Origin of the sequence: Bradyrhizobium sp. AUGA SZCCT0431, from assembly GCF_018131065.1 — a bacterium.
GTDB lineage: Bacteria > Pseudomonadota > Alphaproteobacteria > Rhizobiales > Xanthobacteraceae > Bradyrhizobium.
Genome location: NZ_JAFCLR010000100.1, coordinates 1 through 1,375, shown reverse-complemented (window position 1 = coordinate 1,375; position 1,375 = coordinate 1). Strand labels below are relative to the sequence as shown.

The 1,375-nt window shown below is 60.7% G+C and carries 2 protein-coding genes; both read left to right on the top strand.

The window, feature by feature from the left end; all coding sequences use genetic code 11:
• The first annotated feature begins 61 nt into the window (after positions 1–61).
• Positions 62–460: a helix-turn-helix domain-containing protein gene (locus JQ567_RS37925; protein ID WP_212443537.1), complete on the top strand. Its 399-nt coding sequence runs from the start codon at positions 62–64 to the stop codon at positions 458–460.
• Complete coding sequence (locus JQ567_RS37920; RefSeq protein ID WP_212443536.1) at positions 457–1,314, top strand: IS3 family transposase; 858 nt, start codon at positions 457–459, stop codon at positions 1,312–1,314. The genes JQ567_RS37925 and JQ567_RS37920 overlap by 4 nt, the downstream gene beginning before the upstream one ends.
• Positions 1,315–1,375 lie beyond the last annotated feature (61 nt).

The following is a 1,375-nucleotide window of genomic DNA, read 5'->3' as shown; positions in this document are numbered from 1 at the left end:
TGGACTGCACCCCTGGAACGAGACACGATAATTTCTGTGACAGGCATTTCGAGGATGACCTGTGGCAGCAAAAGGAAAGCTCCGTCGGTTTCCGACGGCGTACAAATTGAAGGCGATCAAGCGTGCTGAAGGCGGCGAAGGCGTTCTGCCTGTGGCCCGTAAGCTCGGGATATCGCGCAAGCTTCTTCACGACTGGATCAAGGCGTGGAAGGCCCATGGACCTGAGGGGCTGAATCGCAAACCCGGGCCGAAGCCTGGCCCCCGCAAGCTCAAGCCCGTGCAGGTGGAGGAGAAGCGCTCCGCACTCGCTCATGCGAACGCGCGGATCGCCGAGCTTGAACGACTGGTGGGCCGCCAGCAGTTGGATATCGATTTTTTTCGAAAAGCCTTGCGCGCCTTGGAGCGGCCGGCAGCGCAAGGCAAACCCGCATCCGCCTCATCGAAGTTATTAAAGCCATGACGCTGGAAGCAGCCGGTTCACACGCCGATGTGCTGCACCTGTGCAGGCTGGCAGGCCTGCCGCGCGCGACCTATTACCGGCACCTCGCCGGACGCAGCAGTGAGGCGGCTGAGTGTGAGTTGCGCGACCTAATCCAGCGCATTTGCCTCAAGCACCGCTTCTATGGCTATAGGCGGGTGACAGCGACCCTCAGGCGGCAGGGCATGGTGGTGAATGCCAAGAAAGTTCAGCGGCTTATGCGCGAGGACAATCTTCTGGCCCAGCGCAAGGCGCCGTTCCTGAAGCCACCAGCCGACCGGCCCTCGGCCTTTCTCATCGTGCCCAATCTGGTGCGAGGCCTTGTGCCGTCAGCGCCCGATCAAATCTGGGTCGCCGACATCACCTATGTGCATCTCGCCAGAGCCTTCGCCTACCTCGCCGTCATTCTCGACGCCTTTTCGCGCAAGGCCGTGGGCTGGGCTTTTGAGGACACGCTCGATGCCTCGCTCGCCATTGCCGCGCTGGACACCGCCCTTGGTGCCCGAAAGCCGCAACCCGGCAGCCTGATCCATCACTCCGATCGCGGCGTGCAATACGCCTCCATCGCCTATCGCCAACGACTGGCCGATCGCGAGATCACCATCAGCATGAGCAGGCCCGGCAATCCCTTCGACAACGCCAAAGCCGAGAGCTTCATGAAGACGCTGAAGACCGAAGAGATCAACGGCAGGGCCTTCGCCGACATCAACGACGCCCGCCACCGAATTAATAGCTTCATCGCAGAGGTCTACAACAAGGATCGGCTGCACTCGGCGCTCGGATACCAATCGCCCCTTGAGTTCGAAACCGCGTTCGCGCAAAACAAAGCACGATAACGCATCATGGCAACCGCACTGTCACAGAAATTATCGTGTCTCGTTCCAGGGGTGCAGTCCA